Origin of the sequence: Streptomyces sp. rh34 (assembly GCF_002551245.1) — a bacterium.
Taxonomy (GTDB): domain Bacteria; phylum Actinomycetota; class Actinomycetes; order Streptomycetales; family Streptomycetaceae; genus Streptomyces.
This window is the reverse complement of sequence record NZ_NTGZ01000391.1, coordinates 1-4,665: the sequence shown is the minus strand read 5'-3', so window position 1 is coordinate 4,665 and position 4,665 is coordinate 1. Positions and strand designations below refer to the sequence as shown.

Annotated in this window: 5 protein-coding genes and 2 pseudogenes; 5 read left to right on the top strand and 2 right to left on the bottom strand. The window is 70.8% G+C overall.

Features of this window, described 5'->3' with window-relative positions; all coding sequences use genetic code 11:
• On the bottom strand, positions 1–211 hold a 211-nt coding region (locus CR470_RS39200; RefSeq protein ID WP_143663957.1), incomplete at its 3' end, for a hypothetical protein.
• Positions 212–454: 243 nt separating this feature from the next.
• On the opposite strand from CR470_RS39200, the gene CR470_RS40945 reads away from it, so the two are divergent.
• On the top strand, positions 455–1,177 hold the full coding sequence (locus tag CR470_RS40945; RefSeq protein WP_373561468.1) for an eCIS core domain-containing protein: 723 nt from the start codon (positions 455–457) through the stop codon (positions 1,175–1,177).
• Between the two features lie 500 nt (positions 1,178–1,677).
• Here the strand turns inward: CR470_RS40945 and CR470_RS35850 are convergent, their stop codons facing one another.
• Positions 1,678–2,223 (bottom strand): hypothetical protein, encoded by a 546-nt coding sequence (locus CR470_RS35850; RefSeq protein WP_179892490.1) that lies wholly within the window; start codon positions 2,221–2,223, stop codon positions 1,678–1,680.
• A 286-nt stretch (positions 2,224–2,509) separates the two neighbouring features.
• On the opposite strand from CR470_RS35850, the gene CR470_RS40940 reads away from it, so the two are divergent.
• The 4 genes and pseudogenes from CR470_RS40940 to CR470_RS35830 all read left to right on the top strand — a co-directional run.
• Complete coding sequence (locus CR470_RS40940) at positions 2,510–2,680, top strand: hypothetical protein (protein WP_257139038.1); 171 nt, start codon at positions 2,510–2,512, stop codon at positions 2,678–2,680.
• Between the two features lie 12 nt (positions 2,681–2,692).
• Positions 2,693–3,412: a GNAT family N-acetyltransferase gene (locus tag CR470_RS39195; RefSeq protein ID WP_143663956.1), complete on the top strand. Its 720-nt coding sequence runs from the start codon at positions 2,693–2,695 to the stop codon at positions 3,410–3,412.
• Positions 3,322–4,314, top strand: a pseudogene (locus tag CR470_RS41400) (DNA glycosylase AlkZ-like family protein); the annotation flags it as partial. The gene CR470_RS39195 and the pseudogene CR470_RS41400, both read left to right, overlap by 91 nt.
• A gap of 74 nt (positions 4,315–4,388) precedes the next feature.
• A pseudogene (locus CR470_RS35830) lies at positions 4,389–4,571 on the top strand (integrase core domain-containing protein); the annotation flags it as partial.
• Between the last annotated feature and the right edge of the window lie 94 nt (positions 4,572–4,665).

The following is a 4,665-nucleotide window of genomic DNA, read 5'->3' as shown; positions in this document are numbered from 1 at the left end:
AGATGTGTATAAGAGACAGGTCCGGGGCCGCGCCGTTCCTGCCGCGGGAGGCGACCGCGTCGCCGGAGTGCGCCCGCCGCCGGGGCCCCGCCGCACACGGGCGGCCCGGCGGCAGCACCAGCCCGTACGGGTCCAGGTACAGGCACAGCGGCTGAACCTGGACACGTGCCTGGATCTCGCATACTGCTCCGGAGCCTTTTGCGGCGGGCATCAACTACCCGTGAGCCGAAGCACGCCGGGGCCGTTCTCCCCCGGGCGGGAACAGGCCGGCCCACGCGCGGATCATCGCGGCATCGGATGTGCCCGTCCGGTTACCGCATGCTGCCCGCCCGTACCTTGTGCCGGCGGATTCCCGCCACGTACACAGGGAAGTTGACGATCTCACGCCAGCGGAAGGGCTCCCGCGCACGATCACGAGAAGGCCGGATCCCACACCGGGGAGGGCAACAGCCGTATCCCGGCCCGCAGGCCCGCATCCGCCCCGCCCCGCCCCGCAGCACGGCCTGCTCGGCCTGCAGGCCGCTGCGGGCAACACCGTGGTCGTCCAGATGCTCCGAGGCGCCGGCCACCTCTGGGCCCGGGAACAGCACGAGCACGGTGCTGGCTGAGGCCACCAGGAGAACCACCACCAGGAGGTCGCGACCTCGCCCGCACCGGTGCAGCGCTCCGCCGTCCACGACGTGCTCCGCGGCGCCGGAAAACCCCTCGGCGAGCCGGTGCGCCAGGAAATGGAGGCGCGGCTCGGCGCGGACTTCTCCGGCGTGCGCGCGTCCATGACGGCATCGCCGCCCGCGCGTCGGCCACCGAGGCCGGCGCCCGCGCCCACACTTCCGGCCGCCAGGTCGTCATCGGCGACGGCGGTGGGGACAGGCACACCCTCGCCCATGAACCGACCCGTGTCATCCAGCAGCGTCAGGGTCCTGTGGCGGGTACGGACATGGGCAACGGGCTCCGCGTCTCCGACGCTTCGGACACGTTCGAACGCGCCGCGGAGGCCCACGCGCAGCGCGTCATGCAGGCACAGGCACCGCCCGATGTGCAACGCGCCGTGGAGCCACGGACTGTCCCCGCCGCCGGCGCCGCCCACGAGGGCCGCTGGTGCCGGTCGCTGTACAGACCACGTCCACCGACGGGAAAGGAAGCCGCCGCCCGTACCGAAAACGGCCCGACCATCTGAGGCTCGGCGGGGCCGCGCAGACCTCCAGCGCCGACCGGACCAACTCGGCCGGGCAGACGTCGGCCGCCGCGGAACCCGCGCAGGCGCAGCCCCCCGTGCACGGGTACACGCTCACCGAATCGGCAACCCTTGTCTTCTTCCGAGCCGATGGGCGCACCCCCGAGGCCATCCGGCAGGCGAACGGGATGAGATCCCGCAACAACACGTCCCGCGCGACCGAACTCGCCGTCTTCATCGAGAACCCGGTCGCCTACGCCTGCGCCCCTGTCAGCAGCCCCAGGCCGGACTTGGTCTCCACCGCGCTGGACGAGGACTGCGGCGGATGCGCCAGCAACGGCCGGCACCTCTACCGGATCCAGGTCAGCGGCTGGCACAAATTCGCCGCGCCGCCCGCGCGGAGCAAGATCCTGACCAAGCCGACGGTCTACGCCGACAGCCCGCCGCTGGAGACCGCGACAGCGGCCTTCATCGGTCCTGTCGGCCCCACCCGGGTAATGGATTCATCCGGGGGAGTCCCCCTGGCGGCCGTCACTGGCTGCCGCCGGCCGGGGGAGAGCGGCTCGGCGCGCTCTGACGCCGGCGACGGGGAGCGGTGCCTGCCCAGGGGCGGGCCCGCCACCGCCCCGTCCTGCCCCGCCGGTCCCAGCAGACGGGCCGTCCCGGGTGCTGTCGCGAGTGGCAAGGACGGTGAGGGCGGCGTGGACGTCGGCCGGGATGTCCTGGCTCTTCGCCGGGGGCTTGGCGGTATGCGTGCGGATGTAGGTGGCGAGGACGTTGGTGATGGTGGGCTGGTCACGGTGGGAGTCCTGCATGATCCGCTGCAGGGCGTAGACGCCGCCGAGCCGTACGTCCATTTTGTCCTCACCGAGGTTTCCTACCGCTGCTGTGTACCGGCCGGTGGTCTGCCCCTCCTTCGCCAGCGATCGATCCTCCCGCGCCTGCTCATTGGCCTGCCTGGTCTGGATGTTCGAGTACCAAAGACCCACAACCGCCACGAGAGCGGCGACCACGACGGTGACCAGCTCGATCCGCCGCGCCCAGTCCATACCCTCCCAACGTTCACCCTGGGCGCCGTCCGGACCGACCGGGGGAGCGGAAGCGTTCGGCGGCCGGTCGGAGGTCCGCGCGGTGAGCGGGTTGTGCGGCGCAACCGGGGGCGGCGGGCAGACGTAGGAGACATACCTGTATGCGACCCCAACACCACCACCGTGGCTGCGCTTCCTGGACGCCGCCGAGATCGCCGGACTCGCCGCCATCGCCCACCGGGCCACCGGCCGACTACCCGACGCCGAGAAAGCCACCGCCCAGACCCTGCGCCTGCTCGGCCCCTCCATGCACCGCAACCGTGCCTACTACGGCGTCCAGCTCGCGCAGCTCCAGCTGGCTCAGGGCGACACCAGCAGCGCCAAGGTGACCGCTACGGCGGTCGACACCATGGCGGTCAGCAACCCCCGCATCGCCCAGAGCCTCGCCACCGTCCACCGCCAGCTCGCCACCGCCTAGGAGACCGCCCGCGTGACCACCGGCATAGAGATGCGCCACTACACCGGCGCCCAGGCTCCCGAACTGCGCCCGCTGCTCCTCGGTGTGTACACCGAGGTCTACGCGACCGCCGCGCGCACCGACCCCTTCGCCTCCCCGGACCGGTTCGCCGAAGGACTCGACCACTGGACCGTCCGGCCCGGCTGGAGCTGCGTCGTCGGCTACGACAACGACCAGCCCGTCGGCTACGCCTACGGAGCACCCCTGCCCCCGCGGTCACGCTGGTGGGGCGGACTGCTCAACATGGTCCCCGCCGACGCCACCGCGGAGACCGGAACCCGCACCTACGCACTCTCCGAACTCATGGTCCGCGAGCCGTGGGGCAAGACCGGCACCGCCCGCCAACTCCACAACACCCTGCTGGCCTCCCGCAACGAGGAACGCGCCACCCTCCTCGTCGACCAGAACCACCCCGAAGTCCACGCCCTGTACCAGTCATGGGGCTGGACCACCCTCGGAGACTACGCCCCCGCCTGGACGACGCCCCGCTCTTCCACGCCATGCTGCTCCGCCTTCCCCCGGGCGCCGGGGAGATCGGGCGGTGAGAGTGCACTGTGGTGGTCGGACCGGCGAGGAGTGGTCGCCGGTCCGACGGTTCGATCATGCCCTGGCCGGGTGCCCGGTGTCAGCGGGTGCGGGCGGCGTCGAGGGTGGAATGGATGCGTAGGACCTGGTCGGCTCCCACGACGGTGAAGAGGCGCTGGACTGTAGGGGAGAGGACGGCGAGGCATGGGTTGGCGCGGCCGTGGGTGGTGAGGATTCAGCATCAGGAGCACCGAGTCCGCGAACATGATGCGGCTGGAGTCCGGGACCAGTCTGCCGTTGGCGGTTATGGCCCGACAACGCGCAAGCAACAGCCCCTGCTGCTGCGATGGATCCCCGCCCGTGACTGCACCCGCGGCCGAGGCCGAACTGTCACCAGAAGAAGCCCGGGCCATCGTGCTCGCCGCGGCTCTGCCCGCTGGCGGAACTCCCACCGTCACCGCAGCCCTCGCCCACCTCCACATCGTGCAGCTCGACGGCATCAGCGCACTCGCCCGCGCCCATCAACTCACCCTGACCGCACGCGTACCGGAATCGACCATCACCACGGTGGACGACTCCCCCAACAACAGCTCCCTGCCGATCGCGTTCGACTACCCCGCCCACGCCCTCAGCCTCGTGCCGATCACCGACTGGCCACTGTGGGCGTTCCGCCGCCGAGCGGTCCGTCGCCGCCAATGGCTGTGGAGTTCCTTCTCTGGTCCGGGGAACTCGTCTCCACCCGCCGCGCCGGCGGGCAACGCCTGTTCGACCTCGCCGAGCGCTGCATTCCCGGGAGGCACTTCACCGACCAGGAATCCGACGACATGTGCCTGACCCGGCTCCTGGGCCACGCGGGGAAAGCGCTCGGCGTCGCCACCGTCGACGACCTCGCCGGCTACCCCCGCATCCCCACACCAGTCACCGCCCGCCTCCTGCCCGCCACCTGCCTCGTCCCCGTCCGGGCAACAGCCTGGGCCGACCCGGACGCCCTCACCGGCACGCTGCCGCCGCACCGCGAGCCGGTCTTCCTCGGCCCGTTCGACAACCTGATCTGGTATCGACCCCGCACCCTGCGCCTGTTCGGCTTCACGCAGGTCTTCGAGGCCTACAAACCCGCCGCCCGCCGTCGGCACGGCTACTACGTCAACGCTTCAACCGCACCCTCGCCGACGAATGGGCCTACCTACGGCCCTACACCTCCAACACCGAGCGCACGGCAGCCCTGGCAGACTTCCTCCACACCTACAACCACCACCGCTGCCACACCGCACTCGGAGGCCAGCCACCCATCAGCCGAGTGAACAACGCTGCGGGTCAATACACCTAGCTTGATCTTTAACGTGCGATGTCGAACGGTGTGTCGTACTTGATCACTCGGTTCGGGAACCGCCGTACGCGGAAGCGGCCTTCGTCTGAACATG